The organism is Waltera acetigignens (genome assembly GCF_025567015.1).
GTDB lineage: Bacteria > Bacillota > Clostridia > Lachnospirales > Lachnospiraceae > Acetatifactor > Acetatifactor acetigignens.
This window is the reverse complement of sequence record NZ_JAOQJO010000014.1, coordinates 30055-49776: the sequence shown is the minus strand read 5'-3', so window position 1 is coordinate 49776 and position 19722 is coordinate 30055. Positions and strand designations below refer to the sequence as shown.

Genomic DNA, 19722 nt, shown 5'->3' with positions numbered 1-19722 from the left:
TTAATATGAAGAAAGGAGAGGGCAGAGAATGAAGAAGAAAAAGAGCGGAATCGGCGGATTCTTCAAGGAGTTCGGTGAAGCAGTCGTAAAAGGAGATCTGTTCGTAAAATTATCCCTGGTCTGGATGGGAGCAGGATATATCCGCAGAAAACAAATTATCAAAGGTATTTTAATGACTCTGCTCGAAGTGGCAGTCATTGTATTCACCTTTGGCTTTGCCACAGAGTATGTACGTGATTTTGGAACTTTGGGAACGGTTCAGCAGGAGACGGTTTTCAATATTGTAACCATGCAGAATGAGTTCAATGATTATGACAACTCATTTATGATCCTATTGTTCTCCGTAATCTCATTTGTGGTCTGGTTCACATTCCTGGTGATTTGGCTTAAGAATGAAGTGACCGTTTACCGGCTTCAGAAAAAAGCACAGGCAGGAGAACATATCAATACGTTTGTAGAAGACTTGCAGCAGTTCAAGAATGACAAATTCTATATCACACTGCTGGCACTTCCTGTCATGGGTGTTGTTATTTTCACGATCGTTCCTCTGCTGATCCTGATCGCTGTTGCGTTTACGAACTATGATCAGGGACATATGCCTCCCTCCGCATTGTTTACATGGGTGGGATTTACCAACTTCAAGAATCTGTTCTCCAGCGGTGGAATGACCATTACCTTCGGTTATGCCTTCCGTAGGATCTTGATCTGGACGCTGGTATGGGCATTGTTTGCAACCGCTACCACTTACATCGGCGGTATTCTGTTGTCCCTGCTGATCAATAATAAGAGAACCAAATTGCCCAAGCTGTGGAGAACGCTGTTCATTGTAACGATCGCAGTTCCCCAGTTCGTCTCCTTACTTCTGGTACGTAACTTTTTCGCGAACAACGGCATCATGAACACAATCTGTGCCAATGCGGGAATTACCCAGTGGCTGAGAGATATCGGCGCGATCAGTACCAGTTATATTCCGTTTTTGTCCGCTCCCGGATGGGCACATGTCATGATCATCCTGATCAATATCTGGATCGGTGTTCCTTACCAGATGCTGATCGCTACCGGTGTGCTGATGAATATTCCTTCTGACCAGCTGGAGAGTGCGAAGATCGACGGCGCTACTCCGATGCAGAGCTTTATTCATATCACTATGCCGTATATGCTGTTCGTCACGGGTCCTTCTCTGGTAACGGATTTTGTCAAGAATATTAATAACTTCAACGTAATCTATCTGTTGACCCAGGGTGTATATACCACCACAAATCAGGCCATGGCGAACTCCCAGGCGAAGGAAGTGGATCTGCTGATCACCTGGCTGTTCAATCTGACACAGAGCTATTACAACTACAAGATGGCATCCACCATCGGTATTATTGTGTTTATCCTATGTGCGGTATTTACCCTCATTGCCTTCAGCAGATTCCTGAAGGGTGACAGAGAGGAGGCGTTCCGTTAATGAAGAGATTTATTAAGACTTTATTACATAACCTGTTACTGGCGTTTTTGGCATTTGTCTGGCTGGTGCCTATCGTATGGCTGGTGGTCACCTCCTTCAGCGCATACACCGGCATGAATACCAGCACCTTTTTCCCGAAGGAATGGAGTCTGGCGCAGTATAAGAATCTGCTTTTCTCTGCGGACAGTGTGGCACAGTTCCCGAACTGGTTCAAGAACACCTTCATCATTGCATGTGTGGTATGTGTGATCTCCACCGCTTTTGTACTGATGGTGGCCTATGCGACCTCCTGCATGCGTTTCCCGGCACGTAAGCCGCTGATGAACGCCGCAGTTATCGTGAATCTGTTTCCCGGTGTATTGTCCATGATCGCAGTATATTTTATCCTGAAGACATTGAACCTGACCAACACTCACCTCGGACTGATCCTGGTATATTCTGCCGGCGCCGGACTGGGTTACCTGATCGCAAAGGGCTTCTTCGATACGATTCCGAATTCCCTGCGCGAGGCTGCTTATCTGGATGGAGCCAGTGAGGCTACGATCTTCTGGAAGGTTGTTATCCCCATGAGCCGTCCCATCATTGTATATACCGTTATCAGCTCCTTCCTGTCCCCCTGGATGGATTTCGTATATGCAAAGCTGATGTTAAATGCCGGCATATCTTCCCAGTGGACTGTTGCTATCGGTCTGTACAATATGCTGGATAAGAGCCTGATCAACACTTACTTTGGTCAGTTCTGTGCAGGCGGTGTACTGGTATCTATTCCTATCTCTGTATTATTTGTGATCATGCAGAAGTTCTATGTGGAAGGTATCACCGGTGGCGCAGTGAAAGGTTAAACTGCTTAGGCAGTTTAACCTAGGAGAATCCATGGAATGGATTCTCCGGATAAATGTATGACATGGAGATAAAGAGTTAATTTATGGATAAATTTATCAAAGGTATGGATGTATCGACTTTGCCGGAAGAGACAGCTCTCGGTGCAAAGTATTATGACGAAGGCAAAGAGGGGGACGCACTGGAGATCCTGAAAAAATACGGTGCCAACTCTCTGCGCATCCGTCTCTGGAACGATCCTTACAGTGAGGACGGCAAGCCTTACGGAGCCGGTACCAGTGACTTTACAAAACTGGTGGCACTGGCTTCCGCAGGCAAAAAGCTGGGTTACAGCTATCTGCTGGATCTGCATTACAGTGATTTCTGGGCAGATCCCGGCAAACAGTTTCCTCCCAAGGAGTGGGCGTATGCAGATGCCAATGCACTGGAGAAGTATGTGTATGATTACACGAAGGATGTGCTGCTGAAATTAAAGCGTCTGGATCTGCTTCCGGAGATGGTACAGGTAGGTAATGAGATCACCAATGGCCTGATGTGGCCTCATGGAAAATGGGACAATGTTGACAATATCGCCCGGTTTATCAGTGCGGGCATCCGTGCAGTGAGAGAAATATCCCCGGATAGCCGCGTGATGCTTCATCTGGACTGTGGCGGCAACAATGCCCGCTGCAGAGAATGGTTTGATGCCTATGTACAGAGAGGAGAGGACTTCGATGTCATCGGATTGTCCTATTATCCTTTCTGGCATGGAACCATTGATGATCTGACAAATAATATGAACGATCTCTCTCAGAGATATCAGAAGGATGTCATTGTGGCAGAGGTATCCATGGGCTTCACCATGGAGGACTATGCAGACAGGGAAAAGCTGTCACCGGAACAGCGCAAGGGCATTGCGACCAAGCCCCACCTTGCAGAGGCGGTGGAGTATCCTATGACACCGGAAGGACAGTCTGCATTTATGCAGAAGGTCATGGAGAGGATCACACAGGTTCCGGAGGGCAGAGGAAAGGGCTTCTACTATTGGGAGCCGGCATGGATCCCAATGCCTGGTTGTGGCTGGGCCAACGAGGAATCCCTGAACTATATTCAGGATCCCGGTCCGGGCGGAAACGAATGGGCCAATCAGGCACTGTTCGATTATGATGGAAATGCACTGCCCGCGTTGAAAGTGATCAGAGACTTTCAGAAGTAATGTGATATTCGTTCCCGCAATGCGGGGAGGATGATATAATGAGTGCAAGTGAGCCAATATGCTTGCATAATTGGCGAACGGCGAATTTGATCATGATCGTTGCGAAGCAACGGTAAGCACCGTAGGTGCGAATCATGATATACTGAAGCAAAATCACTTGCTTGCAAGTGTGATTTTGTGAAATGCATTGAGTGAGCTATGCTCACGATATAAGATGCCAAATGGCGAGATGGAGGAAAAGATGGATAAGTTTATCGTGAATATCATTCACCGTCCGGAGATGGTTCCCGAGTATGCGGAAAAAGTAACCGGACACGGCAAAGAAGAGGATCTGGGCAGAAAAGCACTGTTAACAGAATCTCTGGATATTTTCAAGTTTCAGCAGGAAACTGCACACAAGAATGGTTTGAAGACTACCATTCAGATGACCTATGCTTCCCTGTTCAATGACGAAGCGGTAGCACTGGCTAAGGCAGATCACGAGAAGTACGGTGATGAGATCGCACTGTCTCTGTTAGGACTGCCCTGCACAGAGTTCCGTGAGAAGTACAAGACCAAGGATTTCTGTATCTGGATGTTCTCCATGGAAGACAAAAAGTCTATCGTGGATGATGTATTCGGAAAGTTCCATGAAAAGTTCGGATTCTATCCCGAATCCACCGGATCTTACTACATGGATGCAGATCTGACCAATTATATCAAAGCAACCTATCCTACCGTAAAATGTGCGGTAGCAACCTGTTGGGAGGAAGGCCCCAAGGCATATCATACCTGCAACAACTCCTGGTATACCTTCATGGATGGCGGCCCCTGGGCACCTTGGATCCCTTCCAAGCAGAATACCCATGCACCTGCAGCCAACGAAGCTGAGGACAGCGGTGTAGTAGCAATCCCTCACCTGTCCAGAGACCTGCTGGCATGCTATGACGGCAATGGCTCCAACTTCGGAACCCATCCTCAGAACGTATTGCGTGGTATGATCTATGACACCAAGACCTGGGAGTATCCTTATCTGTACAACCTGATCGATCAGTATCGTTCCCTGGAGAAGTACAACAACGGATACGCATACAACATGATGTTCGTAGGACCCGGTTGGCTGAACAAAATGGGCCGTTGGGAGCAGCCTTACGAACTGTTGAAGAAGAGTTATGAAGACGGTATGAAGTATTACGGCGACCTGAAGAAGGAAGGCAAGCTTACCGATATGACCATGGCGGAGTTCGCTGATTACTATCGTCAGAAGAAGACCTACACCGAGCCTGAGTGTGCTCTGTGGAGAGATATTTTGTACGGTTCCGACAAGCAGTTGTTCTGGTACTGTGATCCCTTCATGCGTGCCTGCGTAAATATGGATCAGGGCGGTGCTATCGTAGACCTGCGCCCTTACGCTGCAAAGCTGGAGTGGCCGGTAGGTATCGGCACCAAGCATGTGACCGATGCTTCCTATCCTTTCCTGATCCAGGAGAAGTACCGTGCAGGTTACTTCACACATTATGCAGGAGAAGGTACCGTTAGAAGTGCCAAGTTAAAACACAACGGTGAAGAAGTGGATCTGTGCCTGTGCCGTACCAAAGCTCATTTCTCTCAGGAAGGCAACACCAGAATCCTGACATTGGATCCCGTAGATATCGAGTTCTATGATCTGACCGTAAAATTACAGACCATCGTTTCCTTCGAGGAAGGCAGCTCAGCGATCAAGATCGAGCGTAAGATCCTGGAGATGAGCGATCCGAACGCAGAAGTAGAACTGAACGAGTACATCGTAGCATGCTATGGTACCACTGAGTACTCTGAGGACATGCTGGGTATCACCCTGAGCACCAAAAAGGGTGACGAGGTAGAGACTCTGGATTACGAGTACAAGTGCCGTGAGATGGAGAAGGCAGAGGCTGACGAAGTAAGAGCTGTCATTCCTCAGATTGAGACCGCAGTATCCATGAGCACCAATGCAGAAGGCGCTGTCGGATATGTGAAGGAAGGATATGCATTCTCCCCGATGTTTACACTGGGTTACAATTCCAAAATCAAGGATAAGGAGGTCGTTGCAACATGGCTCAAGCTGGAAAAGGCAAATTAAACTACAGATGTCCCTCTTGCTTCATGAGAGATATCGATATGGATATGTTCTACGATAAGGATAAGAAGGAATACTACTGCCTGCGTTGTCAGTACAGGGGATCCGAGGAAGATGTCCTCAAGAAAAATGAAATGGCAAGATTCCGTTATGGCGCTATGTATGAGCGTTACACCAAATTCGATTTTGATTGAGAAAACGGATAAAGCGATTGCATAAGAGCATTGAAAAAAGGGGCTGTATTACAGCTCCTTTTTCATGTATTCATATATGAAAAGAAATGAAAAATACCTTTTGTAAAATCAATCTGTACAATGGGAGAATGTGTTACATGCCTTATGATAAAGCAGAGCAAGAACAGAATTCCAATCGCAAACGCCCCATGATCGATCCATTTGTCCGATAAGTGAAGAAGCCGGAATTTCCAAAGAGGAAAAATAATAAAAATTCCCAATACTACAGGCCAGAGAGGATGATAATAAAAGGCTGTTGTAAGATCACCGCTTAATAGGCATAAAAATGCTCTGGTCATTCCACAGAAAGGGCATGGAATGCCAAAAAAAAATAGTAAAGGGCATTGATATCCTGAGAACCACAGGAAAAGCAGGAGTAGTGCAATAATAGAAATAAGAAATATAGTTTGTTTTATGTTTTTATTCATGATCGGCAACCTATAAAAAGAAAAAAGCTTTTGTCGTCTCCGGCAAAAGCTTTTTTTATCCTGTGATTATGCTGTATATTTACCGTCTACGAATACAACTTCTTCGGAACCGGCATAAGCAGCACCGTATGCCTTGGTAAGAGCAATGATCCAGTCGACCAGGCTCCATACTCCGCAGCCACCGGCAGTGAGAAGCTTCAAAATTCCGAGACCAACCTGACCTCTGACGAATCTATCAACACCCAACTCACCAAGTAAAAAGCAGAAAACCCAGGCAAATACATGCTTGTTAACACGCTTTTCCATTAGAAAGCCCCTCCTTTGTATTAAATGATATCATCATTATGATCCATTAGTGAGAAAAAATCAATCAATAAACGAAAAAAACATAAAATTATGTGCTTTAAGGGTCTATAAATAGTTATTAGAGGAACGTTTTAAAATAAAGCGCACATTGTATCCGGATTCGTCACAGATCCCGCGGACGATTTCTTCCGCAGCATCCTTGACATTGTCGTTGATGCAGATGATGCAGGCATCTTTTTTGCGGCTGAAGAGGGAAGCCTTCGGCCAGCGGATATAATAAGAAATCCGGTTTTTCAGCAATGCTCTCTCGATGAGCTGCTTGCAATCGGGATCGGATACTTCGCACAATTCAATCTCATTATTAACTTTCAGAGTGGTATATAGCGGCTGCATGATGTCACCTCCAATAGTATTACAAGGCGATTATAGCACAGATTCTTTGAAATGCGCAAGTAGCGCTTATACTTGACGCGGTATCCGGAAGAAGGTACAATAATACACACGGAATATGGAAACCGAAACAGCCCGGACGGGAAGGACAGACAGATCCAAAGTGCGGGCGGTAGGAAGAGAAAGGAGATCATACGATGGATATTATAGAGAAGATCGGTGATACCATCACCGAAAAGGGAAAAGTAGCGGCAGACAAAGCAAAAGAACTGGCAGCCATTGCTAATCTGAAGAGCCAGATCTCTACCTGCGAGGAAGTCATGAAGAAGAACTATCTGGAGATCGGCAAGATCTATTTTGAACAGTACAGCGATATGCCGGAGCCTCCTTTTGAGAAGCAGTGCGAGACCATTAAGAACAGCCAGAGAGCCATTGCAGATTTACAGGAAAAGATCGAACAGCTGAAAACAAAATAACACGAAATGACGAAAATAAAAACAGGGTTGACAGCAATCCTGTTTTTATTTATAATGCAGACATAACAACGTTATGTGAACGAGTGAACATATGATAGAATAAACTCTTCCATAGAAAACATACCTGACTGCTTGCAGGCAGGGGATGCTTTCTATGAGAGGAGTATTATTCCCGAAGGAGATCGCAATGCCCTTAAAACAGGAAACGCAAAATGAGAATAAAGAAACCAGGCAGCACCTTCTGGAATGTGCCAAAAGGGAGTTTTTGGAAAAAGGATATATGAAAGCTTCCCTGCGGAATATCTGTAAAGAGGCCGGAGTGACCACAGGGGCGCTGTATTTTTTCTTCAAGGATAAGGAAGATCTGTTGGCAGCACTGGTGGAAGAGCCGTTGCGGCAGCTGTATGCAATAATGGAAGAACATTATGCCACAGAGATGCACAACGAGGATCAGGTGGCACAGCTGGATATTGCGGATGACGGGGATCTGGAAGCATCCAGACAGATCATCCGGCAGATGTATGCGAACCGGGAGGCCTTTCTGCTGCTCCTGACGAAATCTCAGGGGTCCCGATTTGAAAATTGTCTGGATGAGGTCGTGGATATCTCGGAGCAGCAGTACCGCAGATTATGCGATATGGTGACGAATGCCACCGGAAGACCGCGGGTCGATGATTACATGACACACTGGATGGCCCACATTATGGTAGATACTTTTGTACACCTGTTTCTGCATGAGACAGAAGAGAGAGTGGCATTGAAGCATGTGGATGCCTTGACGATGTATCTGGTGCGCGGATGGATGGGCATAATGACAGAAAGCTAAAATACAATGCACCCCAAGGAAGTTTGGACTTTGCAGGGGTGCTGTTTCAGAGCATTAACATAACAGTGTTATGTTATAATGAAAATCATTATCATTAGTGATGAGGAGGCAGGATATGTATCTGGAAGTGAAGGATCTGAAGAAGAGCTATGGAGAAGGCGGCGGTTATGTACAGGTATTAAAGGGAATCACCGCAGGAGTGGAACAAGGTGAAATGTGTGTCATCCAGGGCACCAGCGGTTCCGGCAAATCCACGCTGCTCAACTGCATCGGAGGACTGGATACCGTGGATTCCGGTTCCATCGTAGTGGATGGACAGGAGGTGGCGGGGCTTAACAGTAAAGCACTTTCCAATTACCGTCGGGAGAAGCTGGGTTTTATTTTCCAGTTTTATAATCTGGTGCCGAATCTGACGGTGAAGGAAAATATCCAGGTTTGCCAGTATCTGACGAAGAATCCTTTGAATATGGAGGAACTGCTGCAGGTACTGGGACTGACGGAACATCAGAACAAGTTCCCGGCACAACTTTCCGGCGGACAACAGCAACGCTGTGCCATCGCCAGAGCCTTAATCAAGAATCCGAGCCTTCTGTTATGCGATGAGCCTACGGGTGCGCTGGATTCCAGGACTTCCCGGGACATCCTGATACTGCTGGAGGATATCAACAGACAGTATGGCACTACGATGCTTATTGTTACGCATAATAATTCCATTAAAAACATGGTACATCAGGTCATTATGATCAAGGACGGACAGATCAGCAAGAACTATCGGAACGAGAAACGTGTTCCTGCGGCAGAACTGGAGGATTTGTAGGATGCAGAGGATATTAAGCAAACGAGTACTTCGGGATATCCGGGAAAACCTGCTTCGGTATCTGGCACTGTTTTTCCTGGTGGCACTGGTCATGTATATGGTGGTGGCTATTGTGGGAGCTGCCGAGACTATTATGCAGGGGACGAAGGAGAGCGGACGTGTCCATCACAGAGAGAACGGACAGTTTGGCGTTTTTGTTCCGCTGACCGAAAAAGAGACCGCACAGATCACGGAAAAAGGTGTGACACTGCAGAGGGATTTTTCCCTGGATTTTCATCTGGGACAGTCCACGTTTCGTGTCTATCAGGCAAGAGAATCGGTAGATCTGTTCGTTCCAGCAGAAGGGGAGGAAATTCCGGCACAGGGAGAGATCCTGTTGGAACAGCATTATGCGGAAAAACATGAGCTGCAATTAGGAGATATCTTTATCGTTGGGGGAAAAGAGTTCACCGTTGCCGGAATCGGCAGCACGCCGGATTACGATGCTGCTTTTGAGAAAACGTCAGATACCACTGTAGACAGCAATCTGTTTGGCTTCGGATTTGTCACGGCAGAGGATTATGAAGCTCTGAAAGCAGGCGGACAGAATTTCCGGACGGAGGATTATACTTACACCTATCTGCTGAATGATACCATGACGGATCAGGAACTGAAGGAACTGTTACAATCCTTCGAACTGGACCGCAGTAAGGTGACGGATACTTATTTTCTGGAAATGCTGGCAGATGCGGAAGAGACGAAGAACGATATTCAGGATGGTATCCAGGAACTTCTGGATGGCGTGGATGAGCTGGTGGACGGTGTGGATGAACTGGCGGATCATAATACAGAACTGACGGATGCGGCGGATGAGTTGTTTGATGCCATGCTGGAACAGGTGAATGACAGCCTGAAGGATGCCGGAGTGGAAGTGACACTGACTTCAGGCAATTATGAACAACAGCTGAATGCCATGATCGCTAATCCTCATGCCTACACCGCATCCCTGCGGCAGAACCTGCAGGACGCGAAAAAGTCTCTGGAAGATCTGCAGGAGTTCCGGGATGGTGTGAAATCCTACACGGACGGAGTTAATGCAGCTTCTGCCGGCGGCGGAGCACTGGTGGGCGGTATGAGTCAGATCACGGAAAACAGTGCTGCGTTGAATCAGGGAGCTGATGCTATTTTTAATGCCATTCTGGGCATGGTGAATGAACAGCTCCAGGCAGAGTTGGAACCTTATGCGGCATACGGGATCAGCTTTCCGGGACTGACGGCTGGCGGTTACGGAGAGCAGCTGGATCAGCTGGCAACTGTCTTTACACAGATGGGGGCATCCCAGGCAGCGGTGCAGCTGTCTGCAGTGAAAAGTCAGTTGGACACCGTGGCACAGTTTCGGGATGGGGTGAAAGCCTATACCGCCGGTGTCGGAGAAGCAGCCGGAGGATCCCAGGAGCTGTTCCAGGGGCTGAGCGTGCTTTATACCGCCAGTGAGCCTCTGGTAGACGGCACAGATGCCGTGGTGGATGCACTGATGGATATGGTGGAGGCACAGCTGGAAGAAAGTGATATTCAGGTAGAACTGACTGCCGACAATTATAAGGAAGAGCTGGACCAGCTGATGGCAGAGGGCAGCAGTGTGGATGCCAGGCTGCGGGATTCCTTGAAGGACGCGAAGGATACTTTGGCGGATCTGGAGGATTTCCGGGAAGGAATCATCGATTATACGGATGCCGTGGATGAGATTGCGGATGGCAGCAGGGAACTGCGGGACGGTGTGCAGGAACTGCAGGATGAAGCCAATGATATGATCGATGAGTATTTTACTTTCGATATCGACAATCTGACACAGTTTCTGGTGGCAGGGGATAATCCCAGAATCGATGCCGCCAGCGGGGATGTGATCATCAATAAATATGCCGGTATGGTATCCGGTATTATCCTGATGGTCATGTTCACTTACGTGATCTCCGTATTTGTGGTACATAATATTGAAAAAGAGAGCAGCGTCATCGGTGCGCTGTACGCTTTGGGTGTGACGCGAGGGCAGCTTTTGTTCCATTATCTGCTCAATCCCATGATGATCTCCTTCTTAGGAGGTGCGGTCGGCTGTGTCCTGGGCTTTTCGAAGTATGGTACCGGCTGGCAGATGCAGGACAGTATCGTGTATTTTTCCCTGCCACCCATGGAAATCGTGACTCCGGCCTATCTGCTGGTCTACAGTCTGGTCATGCCGCCGGTGACGGCCGCATTGGTAAACTGTCTGGTGATCAGCAAGAAGTTGAAGCGCACGGCACTGTCTCTGCTTCGAAATGAACAGACCGCAGGCAGGGCCGGGAAGATACAAGATGTAAATCTGGGAAATATGAAGTTCCTTCACAGATTCCAGGTCCGTCAGCTCCTTCGGGAGATGCGTTCTGCCGTGGCGGTGGTGATCGGTATGTTTATCTGCCTGCTGGTACTTTTGATCTCTGCAGACTGCTATGTTCTGTGTAAGAACTTTGGAGACGCCTGCCTGGATGAGACGACCTATGCTTATATGTATACTTACAAATATCCCACGGAGGATGTGCCGGAGGATGGTACTCCGGCTTATGTGGAGAGTCTGAAAAAGGAGGCTTACGGTTATAATCTGGATGTGACGGTACTGGGAATCGATAAGGATAATCCATATTTTCCGGTGGAGACCAGCAATAAGAAAAATGAGATCGTGATCTCCAGCGCCGCAGCACAGAAATTTGGCGTGAAGGTCGGTGACAAACTGGTGCTTTCCGATGAAGTGAACGAGAGAGATTATGCGTTTACTGTCAAAGATATCGTTCATTTTGCCTCCGGTGTTTATGTATTTTTAGACCGGGATGCCATGCAGGAACTGTTCGATCAGGAAGACGACTATTATAATGTAGTATTCGCCGATCATGCACTGGACATCGACAACGGCAGACTGTATTCTACGGTATCCAGAGAAAACGTGGAGGAAAGCTCTCAGATATTTACGGATATGATGGGACCTATGGTCAGCATGCTGGCGGCCATCTCCGCACTGATCTTCATGATCGTCATGTATCTGATGATGAAGGTCATGATCGACCGTTCTGCATTCTCCATTTCCCTGATGAAAGTACTCGGCTACCGAAAGGGAGAGATCCGCAGACTGTATCTGGACGGGAACTTCTATATTATAATGTTGGGAGCATTGTTGGGAGTACCGTTGGCAAAATGGTCCATGGATCTGATCTTCCCGTATTTTATTTCCAATGTGGCCATCGGAATGGATTTACAGTTCCCGCCGCAGTTGTACGGCATGATCTACGGAGGCATCCTGATCTGCTATCTGGTGATAAACTTCCTGCTGGTGGGCAGACTGAACAAGCTGGTGCCTGCGGAAGTATTGAAGAATAGAGAGTAAATAAGTAAGTAAATATAGGTAACAGTTCAGCCATGAACATATCTGGGCACAGAAATCATGCTTGCATGATTTTGCGGGCAAATATGTTCATGGCTGAACTGTTACCTAACTTTTTTATATAAATACATACTAACCCTATTGACAAACTAGGAAATATAAGGTAATATCATCTAAAACATAGAAAACATATAGATTTACTAGGATATAAAAGACGAGGAGGATGACACCGTGGAAGCAACCTTTGATACGACAGAACAGAGAATCCTTAAGATCATAGATGACAACCGGGAGACCATCGTAGAGTTCGCAAGAGATATTTACGATCATGCAGAGCTGGGCTACAAGGAATTCCGCACTTCGAAAAAGTTCGTGGATTTTATGAAGAGCTTACAGCTGCCGGTACAGACGGATCTGGCCATCACCGGAGCAAAAGCCTATTTAAATAAAGAAAAGGCCGGAAATGCATCCCTGGCATTGATCGGAGAACTGGATGCCCTGAGGATTCCGCAGCATGCACATGCAAATCAGGAGACACAGGCAGCTCACTGCTGTGGACATCACGCACAGCTGGCAGGAGTCATCGGAGCGGCGCTGGCACTTACGGATGCAGAGGTGGCACAGAAGCTGGATGGACAGGTGATCTTCTTCGCCACACCGGCGGAAGAGTACGGTGAGATCGAATTCAAGAATCAGCTGATCACTGATGGCAAGATCGCTTACGGTGGTGGAAAATGTGAACTGATCCGCATCGGTGCTTTCGATGATGTGGATGTGGCACTGGCGCATCATATTTCCTTAGAGGGAATCCGGCTTGGAAGCAACAGCGGCAATGGTTTTGTATCCAAGGTGATCCGTATCAAAGGAAAAGCAGCCCATGCGGCGGGATGTCCGGAAAAAGGTGTCAACGCCTTATCGGCAGCAAGCCTGGGGTTACAGGCACTGGCACTGAACCGTGAGACCTTCCGGGATGAGGATTGCGTGAGGGTTCATCCGATCCTGACCAAGGGCGGAGATCTGGTCAATGTAGTTCCCAACGAAGCGGTGCTGGAGACACTGGTAAGAGGCAAGACCCTGGAAGCTTTCGCAGATGCATCCGTCAAGACAGATCGTTCCTTCAAGGCAGGAGCACTTGCCATGGGAGCAGGGTATCGTATCGAGACTATGCCGGGCTATCTTCCTTCTCTCTGGCAGCCGGCACCGGAAGAGATGGCCGATGCGGTGAAAGCACTGGCAGGAGAAAAAACGGTATACGAGGTCAGACCGGAGGAACACAGCGGAGGATCCACAGATGTGGGAGATGTACAGCATCTGCTTCCTGTGATCACTTTCAATACCGGTGGTGCCGTCGGTGGTCTGCACCAGGTGGATTTCGACATCGTGGATGAGGAAGAAGCCTATGTGCTGACAGCCAAGATATTTGCCCTGAGTGCTTACCGAATGTTGAAGGACGGCGCGGAAGTGACGAAGCGGACCAAACAGGAATATCATCCGAGATTCGCTGATAAACAGGAATACATAGCTTTTATGGACAGCTTTAATAAGGTGGAGGAAGCGGACATTGAGTAAAGCAGATTATAAAATAGAAGGAACGGTTCCCAGAGAACTGTTGGTAAGTGAAGTGAGAAAGGCCGCAAGACAGTTCGCCATGCAGTTCTTCCATTTCAGCAAAGTATTATATGACCAGTTCGGACTGGAGAAGACCAAAGATATCGTGAGACAGACCGTATTCGAACTGGCAGTGGACCGGTCGGATCAGCTGCGGGAAAAGGCACTGGCGCAAGGCCTGAAGGCAGATTCCGTAAAAGACTTTATGAGTGTTATCGACCTTCCCTTCACCGGATGGATCCCGGAATGGGGAGAAGATCACTGTCCCTATGCGGAAGTGTGGAGAACTTATTTTGACAAATATCCCTGGTTCCGAGAGATCGCACCGTTTTACTGTGACGTGATCGACACTACTACCATTGAGAACTTTTCCAAATGTCTCTCCCACAGGATCACACAGAATGTCATCCTGGAAGGTACCTGTTGTAAGAGAGAGTACTTTGAAAGCGATAAGGTGAAGCGAGGAGAATACACTTATGGAAAAAAAGAAGAAAACTAAGAATAAGAAACGTTTTACCTGGGTGAATCTGGCACAGCTGCTCACCGTGGCGGCACTGCTTCTGTGGATGCAATGGGCAGTAGATTCCGGCAGGGTGCTTACGATCTTCGTGGCGTCCCCGACTTCCATCGTGGAAGAGGGCATTAAGATCATTACAGACGGAACCTTATGGCCCCACTTATTGCTGACGATCCAGGAGGCACTGGCAGGTTACCTGTCCGCAGTGGTAGTCGGTATTGCGGTAGGTCTGTTGTGGACACTGTTTCCGGTATCGGAGAAGTACATGAATGTGTTCTGTTCTGCGATCATGGCAGTTCCCAAGGTAGCGATTCTGCCACTGTTGATCCTGTGGTTCGGCATCGGCTTCCAGTCCAAGGCATTTCTGGTATTTCTGTTCTCGGTATTTACGATCCTGTACAATACCGTGACCGGAGCCAAGGAGTGTAAAAAGGAATACCTGAAGGTGGCAAGGGTCTTTCGGGCCAACCGTTTCCAAACCGTATTTCTGGTCATCATTCCGGCGGCACTCCCTTCCATCTTTAATGGATTGAAGCTGGCAGCGGCAACGGCACTGACCGGTGTATTGTTCTCGGAAATGCAGTCGGCAAGAGCAGGACTTGGCTATCTGCTGACAGAGTCCCAGAACCTGTTGAACACCCCGAGGATGTTCTTCCTGATCATCCTGATCACCTTATTATCCGTAGGTGCGGTAAAACTGATCGATGCCATCGAATATGCTATCAGCTATCGATGGAGACATGTATAAGCAAATAAATTTTTTCAATAGACGAGGAGGAAAATGTTATGAAAAAGAAAGTATTCAGCGTATTACTGACTGTGGCACTGGCAACCGGAGTACTGGCAGGCTGCGGCAGCAGTGCAGCAACCGGCAACAATGCAGCAACCGGAGCCGCACAGAATGAGGGAAGCCAGACAGCAAGTGCAACTACCGCAGGAGAGGAATCCGGAGACACCATCGTGATCCGTTCCTGCTTCGCTACCGGAATGACCGGTGCGGTGAACCGTTTTGCCATTGAAAAGGGTCTGTATAAAGAGCTTGGTATTGAGTTCGAAAACGTAGAGGCCAGCGCCGATACCAACTCCACAGTAATGTCCCTGATCACCAGAGGAGAGATCGATGTGGCAGACGGAGATCCCAGTTCTTATATCCCCGGTATCTACAACGGTGTGCCTGCCAAGCTGGTAGGAAATATGTGGAGATACTCCGGATGCTACTGGCTGGTGGCAAACAATGATATACAGGACTTCTCCGATCTGGAAGGCAAAAAAGTCGGTACCGCAGGAGCTTCCGGTGGAATGAGACTTTCCGTATTGAAGATGTTGGAGAAGAACGGTGTCAGCACGGATAACGTGGATCTGATCGCCAACGGCGTATACCAGACCGCTTATGCATCCCTGACTTCCGGCGAAGTGGACGCTACGATCATTCACAACCCGTATGCGGCACTGGCTGAGGCAGACGGCACCGGACATATCCTGGGAAGAGCCTGGGACTACATCCCCGACTACTATACCGGAACGATCATCGCAAGCAACAGCTTTATTGAAAATGAGCCGGAGAAGCTGCAGCGCTTCCTGACCGCTTATTATCAGGTACATGAAGAAGTTAAGAATGACTATTTCGACGAATTTGTTGCATGGGCAGCAAAAGAGATGAATACTTCCGAAGAGGTTATGAGAAAGGCCATCGAGTCGGAAATCGATGTATGGCTGGATTATCCGGTAATCCCCGAAGATCGTCTGGCTACCACCTTTGAATATCTGAAGGAGTACGGCTGGGGAGATGAAAATGTCAGCTACGAAGGAACCTACACCAACGAATTTGCGCAGGTAGCTGCAGATACCCTGGGAATGACCGACCCGGAAGCAAAATAATTGAAAATGCTCTGAAAATAAGAGACACAGGAAACGGAGGTAATGGAAATGCCCGCAATATCCATTAAAAATATCAACAAAACCTATATCGATCAGGATGGAAACGAAGTACAGGCACTGCATGACATCAATCTTGATGTGGCAGAAGGTGAATTCGTCTGCATCGTAGGTCCCAGCGGATGCGGTAAGAGTACCCTGTTAGAGATCGTGGCGGGCCTGCTGGATGCTACAAGCGGCGAAGTATTGCTGGATGGACAGCCGGTACACGGTACCAGCAGAGATATTGGCGTGGTATTCCAGGATGCCTCCCTGTTTCCCTGGAGAACCGTACGGAAAAATGTGGCATTCGGACTGGAGATCGCCGGAGTACCCAGGGAAGAGAGAGAAGAACGGTTAAAGCGTTATATCTCCATGGTCAGCCTGAACGGTTTTGAGAACAAATATCCGGCACAGCTGTCCGGCGGTATGCGGCAGAGAGCCGGCATCGCCAGAACCCTTGCCATGAATCCCAAGGTCATCCTCATGGATGAGCCCTTCAGTGCCGTGGATCATCTGACCAAATGCACACTGCAGGAGGAACTGATCAATATCCGTCAGGCAGAGAACAAGACGGTATTGTTCGTCACCCATGATATCAACGAAGCGGTATTTCTGGCAGACAGAGTCGTGCTGTTAAGCCCAAGACCCAGTACGATCCAGAAGATCTACGAGATTCCGCTGGAGCAGAAGAGAGGACGCAGTGATCCTCTGCTGTTAAAGATCGCAGCGGAAATTGCCAAAGATATTAACAGTGGCGGACAGGATATTCCCAACAACTATTGGGGCAACTTATAGGCGGAGAATACAGAGAATAAGGAGGCAGCAGTATGTTTCGTGACACCAGTATGGATTACCTTTCCAGAGATGAAGTACTTGAGATCTGGAATAACAATATGCGTCTGACAGACGAGCAGCTTTTAGCCATGGATGAGACAGAATTCCGGGCAAGAGTGAGAGAACGTTCCCATCATACCCTGGAGATCCAGGTATATGCCACCGCATATCGCCACCAGAAATTAAAACCCAACCAGGCAGATTATACGAAGCATCTGCTGGAACTGTGGGAGAAAAGAGGATTGGGAAAAAATCTGCCGGAATATCGGTATGCCTCTTTCCTGATCGATGCGGCGGAGAAACTGGTAAAGGGGGAAGACGTGGATCTGACACCTTACAAACCTACGCCGGTGACGGAACAGATGGAGAAAGACTTTTTCACGATTGTAAAGGAACGCAGAAGCGTCCGGGAATTCAAGGACAAGGAAGTACCGGATGAACTGATCGATAAGATCCTGGAAGCGGGGCTTTGGGCTGCTCACGGCTGTAATATACAGTCCATCCGCTATGTGGTGGTACGGGAGAAAAACGAGCCGGGACTGTTCCGCGGCAGTGACGTGCCGGGAGGTCCGGTGCATCTGGTGATCTTACAGGATATGAGATGCTACAGAGCCAACTCCTTTACCCCGGTGAGAAATCAGCTGCTGGATGCCGGAGCCGCCGGACAGAATATCGTTCTGGCTGCTCATGCGGTAGGATTAGAGGGGGTATGGCTGACGTTCCCCGGAGAGGAATTCTGCGACAGACTGCGGAAGAAATTCAATCTGCCGGATTATATCCGGCTGGTGACCTATGTGGATGTAGGATATGGTGATCAGACTCCTTATCCGCCGCAGAGATGGGATGTCAAGGATACGATTCTCGGAAGATACTAGGAAGAAGGAGAGCGGCGCATGAATATTGTGATCATCGGTGGCAGCCGCGGCATCGGCAAGGCGGCCGCCAGAGAATTGTTACAGGATGGAAATAACGTGCTGATCGTCGGCAGAAATCCGAAGACACTGGAAGAGACAGGGAAAGAACTGGCCGGAGCGGCAACGTATTCCTGTGATGCCGGGAAGGCAGAGGAAACCACTGGACTGGTGGATGCAGTGAAGAACGGTAAAATAGCGGGATTCGGAGATAACGTGGATGGACTGATCCTGTGTGCGGCGGTATTTCCCAATCCGGCCACGAAGACATCCGTAGTACAGCCGGAGCCGGAGGAACTGCAGGCAATGCTTGACAGCAACGTGACAGCATATTACCGTCTGGTGAAAGAGTTCCTTCCACTGCTGGCACCGGGCAGCCGCATCGTACTCATCGGTTCCACTTCGGGAATCCGCAGAGACAGGGGCGGCATCTACGGCATTTCCAAATGGGCGCTCCGGTCCTATGCCTATGCCCTCCGGGAGGAATGCAAGCCTATGGGGATCGGTGTATCCCTCATCAATCCCGGCGGCACCTTTACCGAGACCAGAAAGAAATCCTCCGAAGAGGACAGGTCACTTTTAGAGACCTCCGACCTCGGAAAAGTCATCACCCTGACCTTCCGTCTGTCCCCACAGGCAGTACTGGAGGAAGTGAATATCCGACCTTTACAGGGAGATACCTATTAGGCAGTCGATGGACTGCCTTTTTCTTCTCAAGGAAACTCATTGAATGTTAAAAAAAAGTATGGTATGATAAAGGGCAGAACTGACAAAGATACGAGAATCACGGAGGTTTTTAGATATAATGGAACAGTACAAGCAGGAATTTATTGAATTCATGGTGGATTGTCAGGCGTTGAAGTTTGGCGAGTTTACCTTAAAGAGTGGCAGAAAGTCTCCTTTCTTCATGAACGCAGGTGCGTATGTCACCGGTTCTCAGCTGATGAAGCTGGGGGAGAGCTATGCGAAAGCAATTCATGATACTTACGGCGATGATTTCGATGTATTGTTCGGACCGGCATATAAGGGAATTCCCATCAGTGTTGTAACCGCAGTGGCTTACAGCAAATTATACGGCAAAGAGGTTCGTTACTGTTCTGACCGTAAGGAAGAGAAGGATCACGGCGCAGATAAGGGAAGCTTCCTGGGAAGCTCCTTAAAAGATGGCGACAGAGTCATCATGATCGAGGATGTTACCACTTCCGGCAAATCTATGGAAGAGACCGTTCCCAAGGTAAGAGGAGCAGCCAATGTAGAAATCGTTGGTCTGATGGTATCCCTGAACCGTATGGAAAAGGGTCTGGGCGGCAAGGTCAGCGCACTGGAAGAGATCAAGGAAAAGTACGGATTTGATGCACATGCCATCGTAACCATGCAGGATGTCATTGATCATCTGTACAACAAGCCTTACAAGGGACAGGTATACATTGATGATACTCTGAAGAAGGCAATCGACGAATATTATGCTGTATACGGTGCTTAAGCAGACGGCTTCGAAAGTTTTGGATA

20 protein-coding genes are annotated in these 19722 nt (G+C 48.2%); 17 read left to right on the top strand and 3 right to left on the bottom strand.

Translation table 11 applies throughout. The features are described from left to right. Positions 1–28 precede the first annotated feature (28 nt). From OCV96_RS13310 to OCV96_RS13290, 5 genes are all read left to right on the top strand, one after another. Positions 29–1453, top strand: a complete 1425-nt coding sequence (locus OCV96_RS13310) for a carbohydrate ABC transporter permease (RefSeq protein WP_227063549.1) — start codon at positions 29–31, stop codon at positions 1451–1453. Continuing rightward, entirely contained in the window at positions 1453–2295 is an 843-nt protein-coding gene (locus OCV96_RS13305; protein WP_022312073.1) for a sugar ABC transporter permease, read from the top strand. The genes OCV96_RS13310 and OCV96_RS13305 overlap by 1 nt, the downstream gene beginning before the upstream one ends. A gap of 83 nt (positions 2296–2378) precedes the next feature. Then, the gene (locus tag OCV96_RS13300; RefSeq protein WP_262594709.1) at positions 2379–3488 is read left to right on the top strand and encodes a glycoside hydrolase family 53 protein; all 1110 of its coding nucleotides are present in this window, start codon (positions 2379–2381) and stop codon (positions 3486–3488) included. Positions 3489–3729: 241 nt separating this feature from the next. Next, on the top strand, positions 3730–5568 hold the full coding sequence (locus OCV96_RS13295) for a hypothetical protein (RefSeq protein WP_262594708.1): 1839 nt from the start codon (positions 3730–3732) through the stop codon (positions 5566–5568). Further along, positions 5541–5759, top strand: coding sequence for a hypothetical protein (locus OCV96_RS13290; protein WP_022312070.1), 219 nt, complete (start codon positions 5541–5543; stop codon positions 5757–5759). Before OCV96_RS13295 ends, OCV96_RS13290 begins: the two co-directional genes overlap by 28 nt. A gap of 62 nt (positions 5760–5821) precedes the next feature. On the opposite strand, the gene OCV96_RS19735 is transcribed toward OCV96_RS13290, so the two are convergent. The 3 genes from OCV96_RS19735 to OCV96_RS13275 all read right to left on the bottom strand — a co-directional run bounded on the left by OCV96_RS19735 (position 5822) and on the right by OCV96_RS13275 (position 6925). After that, positions 5822–6226 carry a DUF2752 domain-containing protein gene (locus OCV96_RS19735; protein ID WP_262594707.1) on the bottom strand — a complete coding sequence of 135 codons (405 nt, stop codon included), beginning with the start codon at positions 6224–6226 and terminating at the stop codon, positions 5822–5824. Between the two features lie 66 nt (positions 6227–6292). Next, positions 6293–6532 carry a TM2 domain-containing protein gene (locus tag OCV96_RS13280; protein WP_117465905.1) on the bottom strand — a complete coding sequence of 80 codons (240 nt, stop codon included), beginning with the start codon at positions 6530–6532 and terminating at the stop codon, positions 6293–6295. A gap of 105 nt (positions 6533–6637) precedes the next feature. Continuing rightward, the gene (locus OCV96_RS13275; protein ID WP_262594706.1) at positions 6638–6925 is read right to left on the bottom strand and encodes a hypothetical protein; all 288 of its coding nucleotides are present in this window, start codon (positions 6923–6925) and stop codon (positions 6638–6640) included. Positions 6926–7119: 194 nt separating this feature from the next. Between OCV96_RS13275 and OCV96_RS13270 the strand changes: the two genes are divergently transcribed. From OCV96_RS13270 to pyrE, 12 genes are all read left to right on the top strand, one after another. Then, entirely contained in the window at positions 7120–7398 is a 279-nt protein-coding gene (locus OCV96_RS13270) for a hypothetical protein (protein ID WP_022312067.1), read from the top strand. A 154-nt stretch (positions 7399–7552) separates the two neighbouring features. Beyond that, complete coding sequence (locus OCV96_RS13265; protein ID WP_172594710.1) at positions 7553–8224, top strand: TetR/AcrR family transcriptional regulator; 672 nt, start codon at positions 7553–7555, stop codon at positions 8222–8224. Positions 8225–8339: 115 nt separating this feature from the next. Further along, positions 8340–9041 carry an ABC transporter ATP-binding protein gene (locus OCV96_RS13260; protein ID WP_022312065.1) on the top strand — a complete coding sequence of 234 codons (702 nt, stop codon included), beginning with the start codon at positions 8340–8342 and terminating at the stop codon, positions 9039–9041. A 1-nt stretch (position 9042) separates the two neighbouring features. After that, positions 9043–12429, top strand: coding sequence for an FtsX-like permease family protein (locus tag OCV96_RS13255; RefSeq protein WP_262594705.1), 3387 nt, complete (start codon positions 9043–9045; stop codon positions 12427–12429). A 228-nt stretch (positions 12430–12657) separates the two neighbouring features. Then, entirely contained in the window at positions 12658–13995 is a 1338-nt protein-coding gene (locus tag OCV96_RS13250; protein WP_262594704.1) for an amidohydrolase, read from the top strand. After that, positions 13988–14533 carry an L-2-amino-thiazoline-4-carboxylic acid hydrolase gene (locus OCV96_RS13245; RefSeq protein ID WP_262594703.1) on the top strand — a complete coding sequence of 182 codons (546 nt, stop codon included), beginning with the start codon at positions 13988–13990 and terminating at the stop codon, positions 14531–14533. Before OCV96_RS13250 ends, OCV96_RS13245 begins: the two co-directional genes overlap by 8 nt. Continuing rightward, the gene (locus OCV96_RS13240) at positions 14511–15299 is read left to right on the top strand and encodes an ABC transporter permease (protein ID WP_117465898.1); all 789 of its coding nucleotides are present in this window, start codon (positions 14511–14513) and stop codon (positions 15297–15299) included. Before OCV96_RS13245 ends, OCV96_RS13240 begins: the two co-directional genes overlap by 23 nt. Before the next feature lie 38 nt (positions 15300–15337). Then, entirely contained in the window at positions 15338–16429 is a 1092-nt protein-coding gene (locus OCV96_RS13235) for an ABC transporter substrate-binding protein (RefSeq protein WP_262594702.1), read from the top strand. A 48-nt stretch (positions 16430–16477) separates the two neighbouring features. Next, the gene (locus OCV96_RS13230; protein ID WP_227063555.1) at positions 16478–17263 is read left to right on the top strand and encodes an ABC transporter ATP-binding protein; all 786 of its coding nucleotides are present in this window, start codon (positions 16478–16480) and stop codon (positions 17261–17263) included. Positions 17264–17295: 32 nt separating this feature from the next. Next, complete coding sequence (locus OCV96_RS13225) at positions 17296–18177, top strand: nitroreductase family protein (RefSeq protein WP_118537943.1); 882 nt, start codon at positions 17296–17298, stop codon at positions 18175–18177. 18 nt (positions 18178–18195) lie between these two features. Next, positions 18196–18900: an SDR family oxidoreductase gene (locus OCV96_RS13220; protein WP_262594701.1), complete on the top strand. Its 705-nt coding sequence runs from the start codon at positions 18196–18198 to the stop codon at positions 18898–18900. 118 nt (positions 18901–19018) lie between these two features. Further along, positions 19019–19696: an orotate phosphoribosyltransferase gene (pyrE, locus tag OCV96_RS13215; protein ID WP_022312846.1), complete on the top strand. Its 678-nt coding sequence runs from the start codon at positions 19019–19021 to the stop codon at positions 19694–19696. Positions 19697–19722: the final 26 nt, after the last annotated feature.

Excerpts from the sequence above, each read along its gene's own strand:
- OCV96_RS19735 (WP_262594707.1), bottom strand. The coding sequence starts at position 6,226 with ATGAATAAAAACATAAAACAAACTATATTTCTTATTTCTATTATTGCA.
- OCV96_RS13220 (WP_262594701.1), top strand. The coding sequence starts at position 18,196 with ATGAATATTGTGATCATCGGTGGCAGCCGCGGCATCGGCAAGGCGGCC.
- OCV96_RS13290 (WP_022312070.1), top strand. The coding sequence starts at position 5,541 with ATGGCTCAAGCTGGAAAAGGCAAATTAAACTACAGATGTCCCTCTTGC.
- OCV96_RS13265 (WP_172594710.1), top strand. The coding sequence starts at position 7,553 with ATGAGAGGAGTATTATTCCCGAAGGAGATCGCAATGCCCTTAAAACAG.
- OCV96_RS13305 (WP_022312073.1), top strand. The coding sequence starts at position 1,453 with ATGAAGAGATTTATTAAGACTTTATTACATAACCTGTTACTGGCGTTT.
- OCV96_RS13235 (WP_262594702.1), top strand. The coding sequence starts at position 15,338 with ATGAAAAAGAAAGTATTCAGCGTATTACTGACTGTGGCACTGGCAACC.
- pyrE (WP_022312846.1), top strand. The coding sequence starts at position 19,019 with ATGGAACAGTACAAGCAGGAATTTATTGAATTCATGGTGGATTGTCAG.
- OCV96_RS13310 (WP_227063549.1), top strand. The coding sequence starts at position 29 with ATGAAGAAGAAAAAGAGCGGAATCGGCGGATTCTTCAAGGAGTTCGGT.
- OCV96_RS13270 (WP_022312067.1), top strand. The coding sequence starts at position 7,120 with ATGGATATTATAGAGAAGATCGGTGATACCATCACCGAAAAGGGAAAA.
- OCV96_RS13255 (WP_262594705.1), top strand. The coding sequence starts at position 9,043 with ATGCAGAGGATATTAAGCAAACGAGTACTTCGGGATATCCGGGAAAAC.
- OCV96_RS13225 (WP_118537943.1), top strand. The coding sequence starts at position 17,296 with ATGTTTCGTGACACCAGTATGGATTACCTTTCCAGAGATGAAGTACTT.
- OCV96_RS13240 (WP_117465898.1), top strand. The coding sequence starts at position 14,511 with ATGGAAAAAAAGAAGAAAACTAAGAATAAGAAACGTTTTACCTGGGTG.
- OCV96_RS13230 (WP_227063555.1), top strand. The coding sequence starts at position 16,478 with ATGCCCGCAATATCCATTAAAAATATCAACAAAACCTATATCGATCAG.
- OCV96_RS13295 (WP_262594708.1), top strand. The coding sequence starts at position 3,730 with ATGGATAAGTTTATCGTGAATATCATTCACCGTCCGGAGATGGTTCCC.
- OCV96_RS13260 (WP_022312065.1), top strand. The coding sequence starts at position 8,340 with ATGTATCTGGAAGTGAAGGATCTGAAGAAGAGCTATGGAGAAGGCGGC.
- OCV96_RS13280 (WP_117465905.1), bottom strand. The coding sequence starts at position 6,532 with ATGGAAAAGCGTGTTAACAAGCATGTATTTGCCTGGGTTTTCTGCTTT.
- OCV96_RS13275 (WP_262594706.1), bottom strand. The coding sequence starts at position 6,925 with ATGCAGCCGCTATATACCACTCTGAAAGTTAATAATGAGATTGAATTG.
- OCV96_RS13300 (WP_262594709.1), top strand. The coding sequence starts at position 2,379 with ATGGATAAATTTATCAAAGGTATGGATGTATCGACTTTGCCGGAAGAG.